Annotated in this window: 13 protein-coding genes; 7 read left to right on the forward strand and 6 right to left on the reverse strand. The window is 47.3% G+C overall.

The window, feature by feature from the left end:
* Positions 1-26: 26 nt before the first annotated feature.
* The 4 genes from CUN67_RS30130 to CUN67_RS30145 all read right to left on the reverse strand — a co-directional run bounded on the left by CUN67_RS30130 (position 27) and on the right by CUN67_RS30145 (position 3,807).
* Positions 27-692, reverse strand: coding sequence for a haloacid dehalogenase type II (locus CUN67_RS30130; RefSeq protein ID WP_208719416.1), 666 nt, complete (start codon positions 690-692; stop codon positions 27-29).
* A 653-nt stretch (positions 693-1,345) separates the two neighbouring features.
* The gene (locus CUN67_RS30135) at positions 1,346-2,032 is read right to left on the reverse strand and encodes a PP2C family protein-serine/threonine phosphatase (RefSeq protein WP_217621314.1); all 687 of its coding nucleotides are present in this window, start codon (positions 2,030-2,032) and stop codon (positions 1,346-1,348) included.
* Positions 2,019-2,900: a nucleotidyl transferase AbiEii/AbiGii toxin family protein gene (locus CUN67_RS30140; RefSeq protein ID WP_208719419.1), complete on the reverse strand. Its 882-nt coding sequence runs from the start codon at positions 2,898-2,900 to the stop codon at positions 2,019-2,021. The genes CUN67_RS30135 and CUN67_RS30140 overlap by 14 nt, the downstream gene beginning before the upstream one ends.
* Positions 2,901-2,913: 13 nt before the next feature.
* Entirely contained in the window at positions 2,914-3,807 is an 894-nt protein-coding gene (locus CUN67_RS30145) for a type IV toxin-antitoxin system AbiEi family antitoxin domain-containing protein (RefSeq protein WP_208719421.1), read from the reverse strand.
* 1,054 nt (positions 3,808-4,861) lie between these two features.
* On the opposite strand from CUN67_RS30145, the gene CUN67_RS30150 reads away from it, so the two are divergent.
* Positions 4,862-6,235: a hypothetical protein gene (locus CUN67_RS30150; RefSeq protein WP_208719423.1), complete on the forward strand. Its 1,374-nt coding sequence runs from the start codon at positions 4,862-4,864 to the stop codon at positions 6,233-6,235.
* 831 nt (positions 6,236-7,066) lie between these two features.
* On the opposite strand, the gene CUN67_RS30155 is transcribed toward CUN67_RS30150, so the two are convergent.
* Positions 7,067-7,264: a hypothetical protein gene (locus tag CUN67_RS30155; RefSeq protein WP_208719425.1), complete on the reverse strand. Its 198-nt coding sequence runs from the start codon at positions 7,262-7,264 to the stop codon at positions 7,067-7,069.
* A 521-nt stretch (positions 7,265-7,785) separates the two neighbouring features.
* Between CUN67_RS30155 and CUN67_RS30160 the strand changes: the two genes are divergently transcribed.
* The 6 genes from CUN67_RS30160 (at position 7,786) to CUN67_RS30185 (ending at position 19,494) form a co-directional block, all read left to right on the forward strand.
* A complete protein-coding gene (locus CUN67_RS30160; protein WP_208719427.1) occupies positions 7,786-10,098 on the forward strand; it encodes a TerB N-terminal domain-containing protein in 2,313 nt (770 codons plus the stop codon).
* 3 nt (positions 10,099-10,101) lie between these two features.
* Complete coding sequence (locus tag CUN67_RS30165) at positions 10,102-11,418, forward strand: ATP-binding protein (RefSeq protein WP_208719429.1); 1,317 nt, start codon at positions 10,102-10,104, stop codon at positions 11,416-11,418.
* A complete protein-coding gene (locus tag CUN67_RS30170; RefSeq protein ID WP_208719430.1) occupies positions 11,415-13,610 on the forward strand; it encodes a DEAD/DEAH box helicase in 2,196 nt (731 codons plus the stop codon). The genes CUN67_RS30165 and CUN67_RS30170 overlap by 4 nt, the downstream gene beginning before the upstream one ends.
* 224 nt (positions 13,611-13,834) lie before the next feature.
* Complete coding sequence (locus tag CUN67_RS30175; RefSeq protein ID WP_208719432.1) at positions 13,835-15,193, forward strand: anti-phage deoxyguanosine triphosphatase; 1,359 nt, start codon at positions 13,835-13,837, stop codon at positions 15,191-15,193.
* A gap of 510 nt (positions 15,194-15,703) precedes the next feature.
* The gene (locus CUN67_RS30180; RefSeq protein WP_208719434.1) at positions 15,704-16,498 is read left to right on the forward strand and encodes a Hachiman antiphage defense system protein HamA; all 795 of its coding nucleotides are present in this window, start codon (positions 15,704-15,706) and stop codon (positions 16,496-16,498) included.
* Between the two features lie 2 nt (positions 16,499-16,500).
* Complete coding sequence (locus tag CUN67_RS30185; protein ID WP_208719435.1) at positions 16,501-19,494, forward strand: DEAD/DEAH box helicase; 2,994 nt, start codon at positions 16,501-16,503, stop codon at positions 19,492-19,494.
* On the opposite strand, the gene CUN67_RS30190 is transcribed toward CUN67_RS30185, so the two are convergent.
* Positions 19,474-19,742: integrase core domain-containing protein (locus CUN67_RS30190; protein ID WP_208718844.1), on the reverse strand; the 269-nt coding region annotated here is incomplete at its 5' end. The two genes, CUN67_RS30185 and CUN67_RS30190, sit on opposite strands and share 21 nt — an antisense overlap.

Below are 19,742 nucleotides of genomic sequence, written 5' to 3' on the forward strand. Positions count from 1 at the left end.
TTCATGATGCGGCACATAGGTATAGATCAAAGACCAAGCAAGCCAGGAAGCTGACGGAAGTCGGTCAGACGACTTACACCGTAACCGTCAAAGGTGGGTTCGTGTCCGCGGTCAATAAACGCCTTAGCCATAAAACCGAGGTCGGACGCTGTCATCAGGTCATAACGAAAGCTGGACGAACAGTGCATCATCTGTTCCGGACCACAACCCAGCTGGTCGAACATGTACTCGAAAATCTGAGCGCGTGGCTTGTAAGCGCGGGCTTCCTCTGCAGTGTATACGGCATGAAAGTTGGCCTTGAGATGGGCGACACTGTGAGGGATCAGGTCGGTCATCGAATTCGACAGGATTACTAGCGGAATATGTTGTGAAACCAATTCCAGTGTCTCGACAACATGGGGATGGGGCTGCCAGCCAGGCACCGCATTATATAGTGCGATGGCGTCAGAGGAGCGGTATTCAACGTGGTGCGCCTTGCAAGCCCGTTGAATTGAGTTCTCAATGACCTGGATAAAGGGTTTCCACTCGCCTAAAACCTCATCAAGGCGATAGAAGCGGAAGCTTTCCAGAAAAGCGTGCATATGCTGTTCCGGCACGCGATCAGTAAAGAGTGTCTTTGCAGTGGGTCCCATTTCAAAGTTAATGAGCGTTCCATAGCAATCGAAACTGATAAATTTCGGCTTAAAAATCATTTAATTAACCCTCTTTTGTTTTACACGTAAGAAGTATATCGAGCTGGCCGAATACAAAATTTCTTAAAATTATGGGAATCGGGTAAGTTCTACTCAATTCTCAGCCAATCTCAGCATTTTTAATTTTTATTATTCCTGGCTTTATCTGCATCAGGTGCTCGGCAATTGAAGGCTTTGTGTACATCTGATTATTCTGCGAAGTCTTTAGGGATGGCTGGATGTTTAAATCAGTCAATGGTGTCGGTTGCCGCTCCTTTGCACTCTTTCCTGGAAGTACCTGTGGCATTGCCCAAAGCGGTTGTTGTCGATAAGGCAGAGATTGTTGTTGAAAGGAAGTTGGATAATGCGGTGGCAGAATCGTTCTTTAGCTCGCTTAAAAAGGAGCGTATAAGAAAGCGGATATATGCTGGATGGCGACGTCAATTGGGTGCGTAGTAATAAACACACTGGGATTCGAAGAATGCCGGTTCGGTTTGTTAAACGTTAAGGGGAGTGCAGTGCGAGTACGTGACCCTCACTTCTTCGGGGACAATAGCGCCACAGAGGCGAGTAACCCTTTCCTGTCGACAGCCGAAATGGTGCAGGATCTGCAGGACATCGAGACATACGTCCGGGAGCTTCAGACCGTTCGCAAACGCAGCTGAGGGGCAGGGCTAACGCCTTCCGGTGTACTTCAACAGGGCCACGGTGAGATTATCGGGGAGTTCGCGCTCACCGGCACCCAGCAGGTCGCTGCATTGTTCATGGAGCGCGGCGGGAGTGTCGATGGCGTATATATCGTCTTCACCGAGCTGGCTCCAGAACCCGTCCGTGCAAACAAGCAGGCGTTCGTTCTCCAGAAAGGGGGCGCTGCACCATGCCAATGTATGAACGGTTCCTGTACCGGCACCCGCCCAGGCGGTGAGCCGGTTACGCAGAGGGTGATGCCGCAGGGCCTCAGGAGGACAGTGCCCCCGCGCCACGCAACGTTCGGCAAGCGAATGATCGCGCGTTCTGTCGCGGCGAGCCAGCCAGTAAATCCGCGTATCGCCCAACGTAGCGAAACGATGTTCGTTTTCGTCAGATATCACAAAGGCCACGCTCGCTTTGCCCGGGCTGCTGTCATGTGCGTTCAGCAGGGCGTTGAGTGTCATGCAGACCGCCTCAGCATCCTGGCCTGAACCGCGCAAGCTGGCTGTCCGCTCTGTCAGCCAGTCTACGAAGTGCGGGCGGGCGTCGCACTTCGAGAACCCGTCGGCCATCAGAAACAGCGTACACCTTCCGGTCTCTGCCACCTGAAACCGGTCAAGCTGTTCTTCCCGCCCCCCCTGCAGGCAGAGATGGTAATCACTGCTCAGCATGCCGCCATCCCGTGACCTGGCCCCACGGCAGCGCGCGGTAAAACACCGCAATCGCCTCGAAGCTGTCATCAAAATCTGGCAGCGCACCGGCAACCTCGCTTGCAAGTAGCGCATATTCCTGTGCGGAGCGTGCGCGGATATCTTCCCGATCGAGTGTTGCCGGGTTTACAAACCCAGGATCCAACCGGCCTGCGGACTTTTCCAACAGACTGGTGAGGATGAGCAGTCGGTCCTGGTCGTCCACGGCCACCGAGGACAGCAGCAGGTTGAGATCGTAAATATCCTGCCTGCGCGAGCGGTTTCTGACCACTTGCTGCATAACGGCGCGAAGCTTTTCGGCTACCAGGTCCGTGAAGCTGTAGGCCAGCAGATCGTTGTCATCAGCGAGGGCAATGTGGTCGACCGCCAGACTGTGCTCGTTCAGACTGTAGTCAATCTGCACGGTATGGGGGGACTGTCCCTCACGCAGGCGGCGCATCTCGCCCTCGCTGTTGTTGCGTGCGTAGCCGATTTTTAAAATAAACGCTGGAAAGGTGGCGTTCTCGGCGGGCCGGATGTTCAGGCGCTGCACCGCGCAGGTGACCTGGTAGGGCAGCTCGGCCGACGCAATCTGCAGCGCTTCATTGAGTTCCCCGCGAAAGGTGTCTTTATCGATATCTGCCAGACGCATGCTGGTGGAGAAATCGATGTCCTCTGTGAAGCGCGTGCTGCGGTAGCGCAGACCCAGCAGGATGCCGCCCTTCATTATCATCCGCGGCTTCAGGTACTCGCTCTCCGCAATGGCCTGAAGCACGATATGCACGGCCTGGCGAAAGGTCACCCTGTCCGCTGGCGCCGCAGCAATCCATTCCTCAATCGTGTATTCCATGATCTTTCCGGGCTCAGTTGTTAAGGGAGATACACCATACTTCGGAGAACACATTTTTGTAAGGGTTCGACGAGACCAACTTCCGGCTGCCGCCCCGCTGAACGGTGGCTTTCCACTTATCAATAGTGCGGTGTGAGAGCCCGCAGACCTCTTCAAGCATGTAACCGGTGCGCGCCTTGTCGATCCCCGTGCCCTCCTTCTCAACAGTTCTGACAATCACTGGCAGATGTTCGGCCGCTCTTTCACGGAACACGTCCTCTACGTGCGCAAAGCCTCCGCAGTGATCCGGTTCTCTGAGCATGTCCAGAAACGTCTCGCCGAGGTTGGTGACCCGGATTCCGCCAGATCCGTGAAGCTCAGTCCGCGGGCGGTATCGGATTTTGGTATGCTGGATGAGCGTTTTCCCGTCGATGTTCCCGTAGGGCGTAAAGCCCCGCGGCAGTAGCGGCGTGACGTTTTTCACGCCAGGCAGACGTGTGTTCAGTTCAGTCTGATGGAGCTTTCTTGCTGTCGCCAGAGGGGCCTGCGTCACGTGAAGCACGTGCGGGATCCTGTCCGTCAGGCCGTGCCATTCCATCGCCGACAGGTACGACAGATGGGAATAGGGGGTCAGATCGCAGACCTGCTGCTGTGCTGTGGGCGTATCGCGGTTGCTTATCTGCCAGACGTATCCGTCGATCGCGGGCAACAGGATACCTTGCTGCAGCATCTCACCCAGCGCCTCGTTCAGGATGCGGGCTTCAGGTTCGGCAGTTTTGATTTTTCCCAGGGGCACATCGTCAAACGTCTTTTCGCGATATAGCGTGTAGATATACTCGTGAAATTCGTGCAGCGCGATAACGGGTTTAGGGTGCTGATTCAGTAGCGTCAGACGGATGGATTCACGCAAGGAAATTGTTTTATTCATGTAACACCTGACAGCGTATAAGTCCTTAGGACTTATACGCTGTCAGCTATAATTTGTCAACTTTCCCGATTCGACATTCTGCTCTGAGACGCTGAATTTTAAGGGGTTGAAAATTTCTGTTGACAACATGTAGCTATGCAATACAAAATGTCCTTAGGACATTTTGTATTGCATAGTTAATGAGTTAATTTTATTCTGCCACCATCATCAGCTTTCCATCATTCAAAACGTCGACCTGATTTTGGTGCTGGAGCAGCAGTAGATCATTGAGCAGATTAATGACCAGCAACTACTGGCTGCAGGCGGTAGTTATGCTGATTTCTGGTATGCACGTTAGCGCACAAGGCTGGCGTCTGCATTAGAGTACAGGGTTAATGAAGCTCAAGATCATTTTAACCAGTGTTCAGGCACCATCATCGCTACTACCTAATGTGGAGCTTACACCCGGCCTGTTGAGCCACGGTTTCCTCATATCAATACATGAATGATCTCCCGAAGGACCAGAAAAAATCTGTACATCCGGAAGTGACGAAATCCAAGGAGCGATATTGTGTTGCTGACAGTGACTGGAAGACTGCCTAACGGACACGTTGATTTGATGTTGTTGGAACAACGGATTTGGTGATGGTCGCGGGATGGAATCTATAAGTAATGCGATATCCGCAAAGAGCCTGATATTTATTACGTCGTTTGACGACGGCAGACATAGTTGCCTGGATGTACCGATTGGAGATATGGGGGGCTACACCAGCTGCTGAAGCATGTAAGAGTCATTATGCTGAATGGCGGCATCAACTGGGGTCCGCAGTAATAAATACACTGGGATGAGCGTAGGCCATTGCAATTTACGAAAAAATAACTGAGGGGAGAGTTTTAAAAGTGTTAACTATTTCTCTCATATTCTTATCTTAGCTGACGTTTATAGTTTTTCCCCATTAGCGACTAAATAAATAACTCTTTATGCGCTAAAGATTTTCATAAGTGTACTCTTTTGAACTGTCTCAACTACCATTTTTTTACTAACCCCTCACAAATGATGATAAGAGGTAAAATAATGAAATGGTCTTTTGCAATTATTCTTAGTCTGTTATTACCGCTCTATGTGAAACCCGTCAATGCTGAGCCTATTACTGCTTTTATGGTAAGTAAAATGTTGCAGGACGCATTGCAAGGGTTACAGGACTCAATTGAGACGGCTGGAGGGGAGGTCAAGGGGGCGGGTAATTCCCTTCAAAAAAATGCTCAGAATGTTTTAGTTGATATAAACAGAGTCCTTGGTTCAAACATGAATACCGCTTTTGATCGATTAGATGCCACACAGCGAAAACTTTTAACGGATGCCCAGAAATTGACGTTACTAATTGAAAAGTCCACTAAGGAAGTTGCATCTCATAGCTTCAATGAAGCTCGACTTTCTATAGGTGATGCTGATATATTGGCATATAATGTAACTTATTCATTACCCTGTAGAGATCAGGTGCCAAGAATCGTTTACTGGACACCACAAAAAATAATTTTTAATGGAGATGAGGTGCTGGTTACGGTCAGAGGAAATTTTCTAAATAACGATTCAGAAATCAGGGTCAAACTTGATAATGTTGACGTTCCAATTATGGCCCGGACTGACAACGAGATGTCATTTGTTATTCCTGGAAACGCCATTAAGACGGTTCAAACACTTCAGACAGTGAGTTTTACGATTTCCGGACTAAAAAAACGTATCAGAAGAGATGGGATCTTGAATGCATTGCTGGGGTGTAAAGTTAGCGTCGAGCCAGCGCAACCACAACAAATCGCAGTGGTTGTCAGACCAGCGACTATTTTTACATTGGACGCAACCATAACGGCTTCTGAAAGCATATGGAGTCCGACTTATGTTGCCTATATAACACAACCAAAATTTTATCGAGAAACCGGGTCGGGTGGAAACAGCGATGTATCTGAACAATATTGTCTGAAGTCTGATGAGATCGTGGATAGATATGAGTTAACTGCGACCAATAAGGGTGGGCGAAGTAGTGTTGGACCAGCAGTATTAAGTGGAGATAGATGTGTTTTTGTGCCTGCCCGCGTGGTTGGCAATGGAAAAGATGGTTTAGGTATTAGCAAGGGAGGAGGGAATATAGGATATATACTGACTATTTATGGTAAGCGTCTTATGGTATCAAAGCTTGCTGAAAAAGACTTTCATCAGGTTGCTAATTCTTCGAATAATATTGTTACATTCAGTTATCCTTATGATTTTGATAAGGGTAATGTATCCTGGAAATATACGGTCAGAATTTTAAGTTCACAAGGTTCTAAAGTCTTAAGTGATGACACCTTAACGAATGTCACGCCTCTATCTCCTACGGGGGCTAGCGTCGATTTTAAAGATGGAGTCATGTCAATATCTCTTCCGGGTGAACAGCAATGGAATAACTTATAGCCAGGATAAGCATGCTATTTGCTATAGAGAAGAGGTTGCCTGACCTTTAGATTATGATGGCTTCGCCCGTTAGTTGATGGAACTCACTCTCACTCCGCTTTGTTAACATACAGCCGCCTCTGGCGGCTGTTTAACTGAATGTTCTGGTAAATTACGTGATCAGATTTTATTTTCGGTAGACGGATGAGTGAAAGTTGCTTCAGAACATCCGAGTTCTCTGGCCAATTTCCCTTTCTTTCCTTTGACCTCTTTCGCGATATCATCTGGTAAGTCTGCCCACATAGTTAATCCTGGTGTGGTTTTTTGTTCAATTACATCAATGGTGGGTAGCTTTGGGGAAGATCAGGCAGTTTATATCATGGTAAAGGCTCATATTTCAGACTCCATTCCGCTAGCATTTGCGTTAAAAAGTTCATAACACGGGTTAGATACTCTGCAGACCATTTTCCCCCATTGTCATTTGGTTGCTAACTTTTCATTTCCACACTGTCATTCCTTACAGTTAACCTCTGAATAAATCTGTACTGGTTTATTCAAAGGGAGGTTATTTATGATTCGTAATCATCATATTTGATTATAGCATTTTCAATGCAGGGATAAATTTTCTCGCCAGCATGATCTGCCGGTAAGAACTTTCTGGAGTGTTGGTTCATTAGCACATGTCTCTTATATTTTGTTCCTCAATAAGCCAGGCAGCAGCATTCCCGGCCAATTCTCTAAGTAATGCGGCAAGAGACGATAATTCATCATCAGACATCTTGTTTGGGTAGCATTCTATCATCAGGCATATAATTTCAGCTTGCTGCGCCTTTTTTGCGGCCTGATAAAGAGTTATATCTCGGGGCATTCTCTCAACTCCATGTCGATTGCGATAGCATCTGCCAGATCCTCAAGCAGGGTGGATAAAACATCTATCATGTCCGGGACATTTCCATCATCACTGCTTAATGTTTGTTGCCAGAGTGATAAAACGGTCTGCACTTGCATAATTCTTTGCATGACTATATGCATAGGGATTTTCTTATTCATAGGCAACCTCCATGTTTCACAAAGAAATGTGAAATTCCTACAATACCAAGTTAGATCTCATATGCTTCAGGATATCAAAGATGAAGAAGACCAATTCATCTTTGATAGTATGACTCATTGAGAATGATTAAAGTGTGAACCCCGGCAATTAATCACTCTATTAATAATCGATAAGGTTGTTTATCAGTTATTTATTTAGGTTGCGTTGAGGAAAAACCAGTATTGCTCTATCGCAAACGTGGCCCTGGCTGTGCTGTTAGCCGTGGGGCAACTATCCAGGCCTGAATGCACACAAATCTTCGCCCTATCTGCCTGGTCAAAATTTTCATCAGCAATTGACCGGGTACTTGAGATTTTTGCTCATAGTTTGATGTTGTCGGCTGCTTGTCTTAACGATTACTTTTCAATTGAACATTTATCTCTTCAGTATTATTTTAGGATCATTCTGGTATTTTTTGGCGTGAATGTCTGACTGATTAGCAAGTTAGAGCCTCGCCAGTCGTCATTAAGGATGATTTGCCATGGGGTTCTGGATTCCGTTTCTCATCTTTCTCGCGGTTTGTTTTATCTTTAAGAAAAAGAAGGTATCCACTTCGACCAGCTCTCACGTCAGTAAATCGGGCCCACTGGCAAGGCAAAACAGAGCTGGAAGGGGAGGCAGTGCTCAGACTCACGCAGCGACTCGGGTGGATGACGATGATGATCTGCCGATATTTGAGCTGAAGAATGGTGGCGTTGCCAGTTTTAGTATTGATATCAAAGCCCCCAGCCAGAGGCACCAAAGTAATACCGCCCCTGCTCGATGGGTGTTACCTGGAGAAAGTATCAGCATTGCCGGGATCGAAATCGTACGTGGCAATGTCTATTTTGGCGGGAGATTAAAGCCTGGGGGTTTCGATGATAATGGCTTTTATGACGATGGTTCCGAATCCTCCCTGTTAAATGATCACTTATCTATAGTTCCCTCAGCGTACCAATTCACAGACGAGACGTTAGGTTACTGGCCAAGTTTCGCCCGCCTTTCAGCACAAGGGCGAGGTGCCTATCTGAGCTGGCTGGCCAGTGAACGCAATGATGTAACCTGTCCCATTGGCTATGTATTCATCTATTTTTACGGTATTGAGCGGCGGGTTCTCGTAGATGCCCAGGGAGAGATGGTTGCAGATACTGAGTTTAAAGCTCTGTTTGACGAAGTTAACAGGCTTCGTTCAATTTTTTATGACAATCGCTCTTTCCGCCATTATTCCTCTCAATTACTCGAAGCCATGACGCTTATGAGGGGCGAGTTAAATCTGCTCCAGGAGAACGAGGAAGTCAGTGCGACGGGGGATTCGCCCTTATTCAGATTTCATCTCGCTAAAACCGTTGCTCAGGGACATCCTCTTCCCGCAGCACTGGCTCTGTCATGGGTCAGAAATTATCCCGAATATTCTATGCGCACCCCGGCACGACGTTGTGCTGATGAGTTTGCATCACTTTTTTCCAAACGATATGCAGATAAATTCGGCGAGGGCCTCACGGTCAAACCTAATAAAACACGACTTAAACTGGAGATCAGACCTGCCAACGCCACGCTGTTCGGCACTCATGTTGCAACGCCTGATCTTCCGGATCCCTTTGTACTAAAGGGGCCGATACAAAAACTGGCTGCCCTCGCGGATACCTGCACAGATGAGCTTGATGCCTATAGCCGATACCTGGGAAGGAAAAATGCGTCAAGAAGTGATGTTGCTGCCATCATGCTTCTCCCTGCTGAGATTATCAATGAAAGCACTGAACAGGTCTTTACGCGTTTCAGGAATTGGGCAAATCATCAAATTCAGACATGTCAGGGGCTGGTTTCAGTTTCTGAGTTCTGGACCTATATGGGGATGCCAATCCCCGCTAAAATCAACAAGAAAGAAGCGGAGTTAATGCAGGACTTCGCCCGGAGAACCGGCTATGGAATGGTACCTGATTTACGTTATCACCATGTAAAACCTGAAGCTGACGGCAAGGTGGTGCTTTTCGCTGAAGGATATGGGAATGCGTTCAACCCGGGTCCTGAATATATTTCGGTTTCTCTGGCTCTTCGGCTGGGGGCGATGGTCGCGAATACGGACAATAACATCGATATCTCTGAGCGGGACACTCTGGAAAAAGTCATTGATACCAATCCAGCGTTAACAGAGACAGAAATGCGCTCACTCCATGCCTATCTCACCTGGCGGCTCAGTACACCCTCCAGCATGATGGGGATGAAGGCCCGAATCGAGCAACTGGGTGATACTGACAAAGCTGCGATTAGTCAGGTCATTATCAATGTTGCATGTGCAGACGGCAAAATAGCCCCAGCAGAAATCAAACAGCTTGAAAAGATCTACTCAAGCCTGGGACTAGACAGTACTACTGTCGCCAGCGATATTCATAAACGAACAACCTCAGATTCTATCCAGAAAACGCAACCTTCGAAAACGGTGAAAGAAAGTCCGGTCTTTACACTTGATGCCGGCATTCTGGCTCGTCATGAGTCTGATACACGAGATGTGCGGCAACTTCTTAGCACCATCTTTATTGATGACGAACCCGAAGAGATACCAGCAGCATCTCAGATTCAGAGTAACAGCAAAACCGCTCTTGATACTGCTCACTTCCAGCTATATCAACGTTTACTTGAAAAAGATCAATGGGCGCGTGATGACGTTGGTGAATTGTGTAAACAACTCAATCTGATGCTGAGTGGTGCGATCGAAGTGATCAATGACTGGTCATTTGAAATGGTAGATGCCCCGGTTATCGAAGATAGTGATGACATCTGGGTCGATCATGAAATTGCGAAAGAAATAGAAGGATAGTTCATGTCAGCAACAAGAATCCGCCCTAAAGAGAAAGATGCCATTATCCAGTCCCTGAAGTCAGGGGTAACACCAAAAATTGGTATTCAACATATCCAGGTCGGCCGAATAAATGAAATCACGGCACTGCATAAGGACATTGAACGCATTGCAGATGGTGGAGCTGGTTTCAGGCTGATTATCGGTGAGTATGGCTCTGGTAAGACTTTCTTTCTCAGCGTTGTGCGGTCAATCGCACTTGAGAAAAAGCTGGTCACCGTGACTGCTGATCTCTCACCCGATCGCCGGATACATGCGACAGGCGGCCAGGCACGCAACCTGTATTCCGAATTAATGAAGAATATGTCTACCCGAAATAAACCGGATGGCAATGCGTTACTGAGTGTTGTCGAGCGGTTTGTCACTGAAGCCAGAAAGGAAGCTGATAGTACCGGCACGAACGTTAACACTGTTATCCATCAGAAGCTGGATAGTCTTTCAGATATGGTCGGTGGGTATGATTTTGCAAAGGTTATTGAGGCATTCTGGCGTGGCCACGAGCAGGATAATGATTCGCTTAAATCGAATGCCATTCGCTGGCTGAGAGGAGAGTATACGACTAAGACGGATGCCCGTAATGATCTGGACGTCAGGACGATCATCACTGATGCGTCCTTCTATGACTCACTCAAGCTGATGAGCCTGTTTGTCCGTCAGGCGGGATATGCAGGCCTGTTGGTGTGTCTGGATGAGATGGTCAACCTCTATAAGCTCAACAATACACAGTCGAGATCGGCTAACTATGAACAGATCCTCCGAATTTTAAACGACTGCCTTCAAGGTTCCGCTGAAAATCTGGGATTCCTGCTTGGTGGTACGCCAGAGTTCCTGTTTGATCCCCGTAAAGGGCTGTACAGTTATGAAGCTCTGCACTCACGTCTGGCTGAAAACAATTTTGCGCAGCGTGCAGGGGTAACAGACTATTCATCTCCCGCGTTACATCTGGCAAGCCTCACCCCTGAAGAACTTTACATCCTTCTTAAAAACCTGCGCCATGTGTTTGCAGGTGGAGAACCCGAGAAATATCTGGTCCCGGATGAGGCCCTGACTGCTTTCCTGCATCATTGCAGTAAGACGATTGGTGATGCGTATTTCCGGACGCCAAGAAATACGATTAAAGGTTTTCTGGATATGCTTGCCGTGCTCGACCAGAATCCTTCAATAGACTGGAAGCAGCTCATTGACGACGTCGTGATTGTTACTGATCGACCAAGTGATATGGACGAAATCACGTCAGACTCCACGGATGACGATGAAGATCTGGCTGGATTCAGGTTATGAGTATTGAGTATCACCAGCTCGATCCACGCGTTAAAAAATGGATTTATAAGCAGGGGTGGGCAGATTTAAGGGAACTGCAAAAAAGAGCCATTGCCCCCATATTGGCTGGCGATCGTGATGTTCTTATCAGCGCGTCTACCGCTGCAGGTAAAACGGAAGCATTCTTTTTGCCCGCCTGTTCCGCAATTGCTGATATCGAGGGTGGGTTTGGTATTGTGTACATCAGCCCTCTCAAAGCGTTGATTAACGATCAATACCGCCGCCTGGAAAGTCTCGGGGAAACGCTGGATATGTCAGTCACTCCCTGGCATGGAGATGTTGCACAAGGTAAGAAGGCAAAGATGAAAAAGAATCCCTCAGGGATTCTGCTCATCACTCCTGAATCACTTGAGTCGATGCTGGTGGGTTCATCAGGCTGGCTTAAGCAGGCTTTTTCTAAATTAGCTTATGTCGTAATAGATGAATTTCACGCATTCATCGGTACAGAGAGGGGGATGCAGCTTCTCTCACAGCTCAACAGAATTGATCATCTCCTCGGACGTTACAACAACCCTGTACCCCGTGTGGCGTTGAGTGCAACGTTAGGAGAGATCGAGAGAGTTCCCCAGCTCCTGAGGCCAGACGGGCGGCTGCCTTGTTCGATCGTTACGGATAGCCACAGTCAGTCGCTGATTAAAGTCCAGGTAAAAGGATATCTGGAACCCGTCACAGAAGTGAAAGATGAACCACGCCCATCCGCTGAACAACAGATTTGCCAGGATATTTTCAGACTCTGCAGGGGAGAATCAAATTTAGTCTTTGCCAACAGTCGCAACAGGACTGAGAGCATCGCCGCGATGCTAAGTGATCTCAGTGAAGCTGCGTTTGTTCCCAATGAGTTTTTTCCCCATCACGGCTCACTGGCTAAAGAGCACAGGGAAATGCTTGAGTCGAGACTACAAAAAGGGGATTTACCGACCACAGCCATCTGTACCATGACGCTGGAACTGGGCATCGATATTGGTAAGGTTCAGTCCGTCATTCAGGTCACGCCACCACACTCTGTTTCCAGCTTACGCCAGCGCCTGGGGCGCTCAGGACGACGAAATTCTGCATCCCTGCTACGAATGCTAATCGCTGAGAGAGAGCTGAATACACATTCAGATATCGTGGACCAACTCAGACTCCAGTTGGTGCAGTCGTTTGCCATGATTCGCTTGATGATTCGCGATAGTTGGTTCGAACCGGCTGATATGCGGCAGATGCACTATTCAACTCTTCTTCATCAGATCCTTGCCGTCACCGCTCAATGGGGAGGTGTACGAGCCGATCAGCTCTGGACCCAATTGTGCCAGCAGGGACCCTTTAACCGGGTCACTCTTCCCGATTTCAAACTGCTGTTGCGGTCGATGGGAGAAGGACAACTGTTGACGCAGTTATCGAGTGGAGAGTTGGTACTCGGTGTAGAAGGCGAGCGTATAGTTAATAAGTACACCTTCTTCGCTGTGTTCAATACACCAGAAGAATTCCGGATAATTTCAGGCAGCAAAACTCTGGGTTCAATCCCTATTGACTCTCCACTGTTGCCTGAACAACACATCATCTTTGGTGGACGACGCTGGAAAGTTACTGAGGTTGATACCGAGAGGAAGGTGATCTTCGTAATGGCAACAAAGGGAGGGCAACCCCCAATCTTTGGCGGTGGAGGAATGTCTATCCATGATGCTATTCGGCAGGAGATGCTTAAGATTTACAGGGAAGGGGACTACCGTATACCGGTGGGCGATCAGAAAGTGGATTATGCAGACTCGGCGGCAAGAGAATTATTCAAAGAAGGCGTTGAGTTTTTCCACAGAAGCAACCTGAGTAACGAGTATTTTATTCAGCAGGGGGGGAGCACTGTGATCCTGTCCTGGATGGGAGACAAGATTGTAAACACGATAGCGGCATTGCTAATTTATCGTGGGTATAAAGCAGATACTTTCGCCGGAGTGATAGTGGTAGAGAATGCGACTGTATCCGCTATCAAAATTTCACTGTCCGAAGCCGTACGGGAAGGGGTGCCCGATGAGACGGTGCTCGCTGTGAGTGTCCCAGAAAAATGTCTTCAGAAGTTTGATGAGTTTTTGCCTGAAATGTTGCTGACTCAGGAATATGGGTTAATTGCTTATGATATTGAAGGGGTAAACAGCTGGCTGAGGGTACATTTATAGGTATTTCAAGTTTTGCGGCATCTGTTGACTTGCTTCCTCATATAAAGCCTGTTAGTGCAACCTCCCCAGTAAAATTTAGCAGATTGCCCTGTTTGCACAGACAGCTTTGTAGTTCCATGACAGATTAAGGTAGATGCAGAACTGACAAGTTGCTTACACCTTTCGATAAAAATAACGATATCCGGCGCAATTTCCATTTGTGATAAACATAACAGGAGTTATTGATGGACTACCCAGATAAAGATCAGTGGGAAGCACGCAGAAATCCCGATGCAAAGCGACCACTTGATTACCGTTCAGAATCAAAACGTGACCTTGCCCGACTTATACACAGCTCCCCTTTTCGCAGGCTTCAATCTAAAACCCAGGTGCTTGGTCTGGGAGAGAGCGACTTTTACCGGACCCGATTAACGCACTCGATGGAGGTTGCGCAAATTGGTTCGGGCTTGTTGTATGTTCTTAAAAAGGAAAACGAAGACAATGCGTTGAAAAGATTCCTGCCTGACGATGACCTCATGCAGGCAGTCTGTCTTGCGCACGATATCGGCCATCCTCCATTCGGACATGGTGGTGAAGTGGCGCTGAATCATTGCATGAAAGAGTTTGGTGGGTTTGAAGGAAACGGGCAGACACTGAGGCTACTGTCTCGTCTGGACAAGTACACAGAAAAACATGGGATGAATCCAACCCGTCGCTTCATGCTGGGTGTACTGAAGTACCCAGCAAGTTATCTGTCTGTTGTTAATGACAATGCGTATAGCCTGCTTCACGGTGGAAGTAATGACTGGCTTTTTCGCTCAGCAGATAATAAACCCCCAAAGTGTTACCTCGATTCTGAAAATGATGTTGTTGACTTCATCCTTAAACCGTTTGGTTCTTCGGACCAGACGCTTTTCAGAACGTTGAAAAATGTCGGTGGTGATAAACACAAAAAGACACTCTATAAATCGCTCGACACGACCATTATGGATTTAGCCGATGAAATCTCTTATTCACTACACGATCTGGAAGACGCCATTTCGCTAAACATGATCACGCAGAAACACTGGAAGGAACACTTTAGCGACAAAGCCCACATTATCCGTGACTGCCTTGGAAATGGATTTAATGATACTTTCGACTCTCTAGAGGCTGACCTCTTTGGAAAAAGTCATCAGCGTAAATACTGCATTGGCAAGCTGGTCAACCTGATGATAACAAATGTTGTGTTAGTCACTCAGAATAATCAGTTCAAGTCTGAACTGCTGAGGTATAAAGCAGCTTTGCCATTCAATATTGAAGCGCTACGAGCATCTATTTTTGACCTGGTTAAGGACAAGGTCATTCACAACGAGAATGTTCAGCAGCTGGAGTTTAAGGGCCAAAAAGTTGTTGTTGAGCTGTTCAATGTGTTGGTAAGTGACCCGATGAGGTTTTTACCGGAGTCTGCCCGTAAAAACTACAAAGAAGCGCGAGCAGATAGTGAAATGCACGCGATGCGAACTATCTGCGACTATGTTGCCGGTATGACGGATGAATATGCGACACGCTTTTATGAAAAAATGTTTTATCCTCGCAAGGGGTCGGTGTTCGACAAGTTGTAATTCTTACCTTTCGAAATAAAGAACGGGAATGGCACCTTGCGGAAATGATTTATTCTGATGCAGGAGTGGTTACTAAGCCTCATTATTATTGAATAATGAGGTTTGTCGAAACAGAGGCTTGATAGTCTTAAGTTAAAATTAAAAAGAAAAGAGGGGTAGAAAGAGAGTAGGGGTAGCATAAAGAGCACTGAGAGGATGACCTGTTCAACAAGGAGATTCATAGGTAATTTCAGATGGTCTTTTACTGACTGCTGGTATTTCCATAAATACCGATTGCCAGATATTGACTCTCAGATTGAAGGGGCACACTAACAACCCAACTTACAGATTCATGAAGTCTTGGAATTTACTGGTGAGTACAATAATGATGTTTAACACAAACTTCACAACTTTTTTCATCCTACTGAACCAGAGAATTCTGTGGAAATAAAAACAATCGCTGACCGTTATGTGTGTTGCCCACGTACAGCAACTGTCGCATTTATATTTGCTCATAGTATAGAGGACTCTATGGATGAACTCGGTTTTAATTTCGAAGAAGCTATAGCATGGTTTCGCCAGGAGCAAAGCCACCCTTATGTTTTAGTGCGGATGAACATCGAACAGGCGAATGCGCTCCCGGCCATGATGAGCATCCCGCTGCGGCGTTGCTACATCACAGATTCTACTCTTATTGAGACAATGACACGGCATAGTCTAACTGGTGCAGAAGTCATACAAGCCCAACTACCAGACGCTGGTTCAGTCATGTCCGGAGACTTTGGCGAGGTACTGGCTTACTTTTATCAATCTGCAATGGCCCTTCCATCTTATGGAGTAGGGCCAAAAAAGTGGCGATTAAAACAGGACAGAACAAAGGCAGCTCCGAAATCAGATGTTGTACATTTTATTATGCCTAACAGGGCTGTGGCGAGCGCTGAAGACACAATATTGTGTGCAGAGGTCAAAGCCAAAGCAACCTCTGGTAATTCTACGCCGATAGCTGATGCGATAAGGGATTGCCAGAAAGATCGAACCAGCCGTCTGGCAAGTACTTTAGTCTGGCTGCGCGAGAGGGCAATGACAACAGACCTTGGAGATGTGGATATACCGTTGCTTAATCGTTTTATAAATGCAGTTGATAACCCTCCTGCTACTAAACGCTTTCGAGCGGTTGCTGTTATCTGCAATAGCTTAATTGATGCTGAGTTAGCATCGGCACCAGAAAGTGCTGATCCTGAATACACACTGGTAGTAATCGGTGTACCTGATTTACGTAACACCTATTCGGCGGTATATGCTGCGGCAACCAATTCGGTGGAATAATCATGCGAAGACAACTTCAAACCTGGATAAATAATGCGGATAACTTTACCTATCTGCGTAATTTTAATGTTTCGCAGTTATCTATAGAACTGGCCCATGTAAGCAACCGTCTCGATGATTATTATATTTCACTCGTAGGTGAAATCTTCAGCAATCTCCGTCTTCAGGATATTCCCAGTTCTGAATGGGCGCAACTTGGTAATGCTTTTCTCCAACTCGTGGTAGACAATACTGAACAGACGCTGAGAGAAAGAGGCATATCTAAAGATGACGCAGCACTGTTTTCTTCTGCATCATTTTATTTTGGCGACTTTCCAGCATCTGCTTGTCTGGCAATGCGTAAATCTCAACAGCCAACAGACCCGGCATCACTACGGGCAGCTTGTTTTGACTTTCTGGCTCGGCCTAATAACCCGCGTTCTCATCTGGTCCGGTCGTTGCAGAATGATCTCAAAAATGGGGAGGTAGCTAGCATTTCAGACCTTGTCAGAGAATCGTATGAAGCTGTTAATAGAGCACTGGAAGAGGGGCCAGAAGCCTGGATACTGGCAACATTATTTAGCCGCCTGTTAGGGCGCTTCAGTCAAACAAATCTTAGAGCAGTGTTGCCTGGCGGAGCACATCCATTCTGGACACCACTGATTCGTTCCCTGGTTGATCGTCAGCCTTCTACCTGGGAATTCTTCCCATCACAAATTCAGGCAATACAGAGGGGGTTATTGGAAAACTCTGCAAGTTACGCTATGCAGATGCCGACTGGCGCAGGGAAAACCACGTTATGTGAGACTCTGCTGTTCGCCCATTTAACCTCACACCAGCAGGACGCCGCTATCCTGCTTGTACCCTATAGATCATTGGCTTCAGAGTTGCGTGGAACTTTGGTTCGCCGACTCAATGCAATGGGACTGCCGGCACGATGTGCATATGGAGGCACTGTTCCAAGCGGTGACGAGATTCATGGCTTAGACCAAATTCGGGCCATCATTGCAACACCTGAGTCTCTTTCAGGGATCCTGAGCGCCGATTCAGCTTTTTCTCAACGCATATCCCTTGTGATTTGCGACGAAGGTCATTTGCTTGATAGTGGTGGTCGTGGAATTGGCTTAGAATTGCTTCTGGCCAGATTGCGAGCCAGACCGGGCATTCCTCCCCGGGTGATTTTTGTATCAGCAATAGTGCCGAACATCGAAGAAATAAATGCCTGGCTGGGTGGTAACAATGACACTGTTATTCGCAGTACCTATCGTCCAGCAATAGCTGAATTTGCAAAGTTACGGCCACTTGGCAGCGGCGCGAGAACATCCGTGAATATTGACATTCATCCCCATGAAATATCAGAGAGGCGATTCACAGTAGAAAAATTATTGGGTAACGATAACTTTGGGTATACAAATCCAGCGACAGGTCGAATGAATACTTATACATTCACATCCATCAAGACTCAGGCTATAGCAGTAGCCAGAAAAGTTATGCCCATCGGTATGACAGCAATATTTGCTGCAAATAAACGGGGGACCCAGGGAGCGGTGGGACTGGCTGAAGAGCTTATAAAGCAATTGTCATTTCCCCTGAATCTTCCAGACCCACTTTCATTCTCACGTAATGATAAATTGCAGCGCTGTATTGCCTACTTACAAAGTGAATACGGTAATGAATGGATTGGCACACAATCTCTCGGCAATGGGGCGGTACTTCACCATGGTGATATTCCCCAGGAAACCAGGGAAGTACTGGAGACGCTTATTCGTGATGGAGATATCCGTTTAGTCATTTGTACCAGCACGTTAGCTGAGGGTGTTAACCTCCCAATTCGCAGCCTTATCCTTTATTCTGTGCAGCGCAGAAAAATGAACGGGCCGCCGGAAGCGATGCTTGCTCGAGATATCAAGAATCTGGTCGGTCGCGCAGGGCGAGCAGGTACAAATACCAAGGGACTCGTTATCTGTGCTAACCCCGAACAATGGCAGTTTGTAGAGCCGGTTGCGACTCAAAGTGCGGGCGAGCATGTCAAAGGTGCTCTGCGCGACTTTATCCAGAGGTTGAACGCTTATCTAATACAAAACAGGTTGGCCCTGAATAATGAGATACTTGAAGCTACTCCATCTCTTTATCCAGTTATTGATGGTGTTGATTCCACTCTTATTGACTTAATTTCTGAGGAAGTTGGAGAAGATGATTTTGCAATACATGCCAGACAACTAGCCGATCAGACCTTCGCAGCTAAGCAGTTACAGGATGGGCAACTTGGACTCTTACGAAATTTATTCGAATTACGTGCCCGCCGACTTGTTTCATTGAGCCAGACGGGGAAACTATCATGGATCCGGGAAACGGGAGCAAAAATTCGCCTATTAGGCTCTGTTGAGCAAATTCTTATGCCAGCACGAGAGCGCTGGCAGGACCCGGTTGACCCTATGAGTGATGAATTACGCACGGCCCTTTTAGAATGGGCATGGATTCATCGTGAACTTCGGGATGATATTGTGAGGACTTTCCGCCCCGAAGATGATGACCCTGAGCGTGTTAAAAGCAAGTTTTTTGAACTGGTCCATCGGTGGATGAAAGGTGAAGCATTTGTTGAATCGGCACGGCATCTGTCAGTAGAAATGGATGATTTACTCGCTATACATACTCGTGTAATTACTTTCAGTCTTCAATCTTTAGTAGACCAGGGACTAAGTCTATTAAAGCATCGCCTGCAAGCAGAGGGCATTGAGATTGCTGTTGGGGTTATGAACTTTGCTGAACAGTTACGCTACGGTGCCCCGAATCTGGCGGCATTTATTCTGGCATCATCAGGCGTACGGCACCGCAAAGCATATGTCGCCTTAGGCAACTCAATTACCCAGATGACAGCTATAGAGAGTGTCCATATGGTTAGACGGCAGGCATTAGATGGGTTACGTCAGAATGCAAGTAGTTGGCAAGAATATTTAGGTGGTCTGGTGGAGTTGCCCCCGCTAAAACGGACACGGTTAATTTATAGCCAGCAGTGAACTTCTGTACTCTCTTGGTGACTGCATTTTCAGACCTTTATGGGGATGCCAGTTATTATAGTCTTCCATCCATTCCGTCAGTTTTTCCATTACGCTCACCGCATCCGGCAGGTCATTCACATACACGTAGTCACGCTTGAACGTTTTCACGAACGATTCAGCCATCCCATTGCTTTCCGGACTGCGCACTGGCGTCGTACACACGATGAACCCGAGTGAGGTGGCGAACGTTCTTGTTGAGTCCGCGA

Origin of the sequence: Pantoea cypripedii (assembly GCF_011395035.1) — a bacterium.
Taxonomy (GTDB): Bacteria; Pseudomonadota; Gammaproteobacteria; order Enterobacterales; family Enterobacteriaceae; genus Pantoea; species Pantoea cypripedii_A.

Bases quoted from the DNA above. Each gene is read 5' to 3' on its own strand.
- CUN67_RS30130 (WP_208719416.1), bottom strand. From the start codon at position 692: ATGATTTTTAAGCCGAAATTTATCAGTTTCGATTGCTATGGAACGCTC.
- CUN67_RS30135 (WP_217621314.1), bottom strand. From the start codon at position 2,032: ATGCTGAGCAGTGATTACCATCTCTGCCTGCAGGGGGGGCGGGAAGAA.
- CUN67_RS30140 (WP_208719419.1), bottom strand. From the start codon at position 2,900: ATGGAATACACGATTGAGGAATGGATTGCTGCGGCGCCAGCGGACAGG.
- CUN67_RS30145 (WP_208719421.1), bottom strand. From the start codon at position 3,807: ATGAATAAAACAATTTCCTTGCGTGAATCCATCCGTCTGACGCTACTG.
- CUN67_RS30150 (WP_208719423.1), top strand. From the start codon at position 4,862: ATGAAATGGTCTTTTGCAATTATTCTTAGTCTGTTATTACCGCTCTAT.
- CUN67_RS30155 (WP_208719425.1), bottom strand. From the start codon at position 7,264: ATGAATAAGAAAATCCCTATGCATATAGTCATGCAAAGAATTATGCAA.
- CUN67_RS30160 (WP_208719427.1), top strand. From the start codon at position 7,786: ATGGGGTTCTGGATTCCGTTTCTCATCTTTCTCGCGGTTTGTTTTATC.
- CUN67_RS30165 (WP_208719429.1), top strand. From the start codon at position 10,102: ATGTCAGCAACAAGAATCCGCCCTAAAGAGAAAGATGCCATTATCCAG.
- CUN67_RS30170 (WP_208719430.1), top strand. From the start codon at position 11,415: ATGAGTATTGAGTATCACCAGCTCGATCCACGCGTTAAAAAATGGATT.
- CUN67_RS30175 (WP_208719432.1), top strand. From the start codon at position 13,835: ATGGACTACCCAGATAAAGATCAGTGGGAAGCACGCAGAAATCCCGAT.
- CUN67_RS30180 (WP_208719434.1), top strand. From the start codon at position 15,704: ATGGATGAACTCGGTTTTAATTTCGAAGAAGCTATAGCATGGTTTCGC.
- CUN67_RS30185 (WP_208719435.1), top strand. From the start codon at position 16,501: ATGCGAAGACAACTTCAAACCTGGATAAATAATGCGGATAACTTTACC.